At 69.4% G+C, this 395-nt stretch carries 1 pseudogene; it reads left to right on the top strand.

The window, feature by feature from the left end:
- Positions 1–186: pseudogene (locus LPA54_RS41315) on the top strand (hypothetical protein); the annotation flags it as partial.
- Between the last annotated feature and the right edge of the window lie 209 nt (positions 187–395).

Genomic DNA, 395 nt, shown 5'->3' with positions numbered 1-395 from the left:
CCGTTGCGACATCCGTTCGAGCTGGACGAGGATGCGGCGGAGGCATTGGCCGGTCTTGTCGCACCCTTGCTGCCCAGCCCTGAGGCCGTCGAAGAGCACTGGTGGCGCTCGCTGGACCCCGTCACCGAGTTCCTGGTGAACCGGTACGGCCGGTGGGGCCTGCGGTTGGAACTGGTCGGTGGGTGAGGGCGACACCGACGGCGGGATCGTCGACGTATGGTGCTGCGCCCGCCACTCCGTGACGACGGCGGACACGACCGCCCCGATGGCCGTCGCGGCCCTGCTCCAGTGGCGTAATTGGATCGAGGACTTGGCGGAGCGCTTCTCCGCCTTGGCGCCGCCATCCCACTCAGCGGTGCCCGCGTCCTCTGTGGATCCCTGGCATTGGGAGCGCG

The sequence above is a fragment of the Streptomyces sp. DH12 genome (genome assembly GCF_020873895.1).
Lineage (GTDB): Bacteria > Actinomycetota > Actinomycetes > Streptomycetales > Streptomycetaceae > Streptomyces.
The sequence above is the reverse complement of the archived record's forward strand: the minus strand, read 5'-3'. Positions and strand labels throughout refer to the sequence as shown.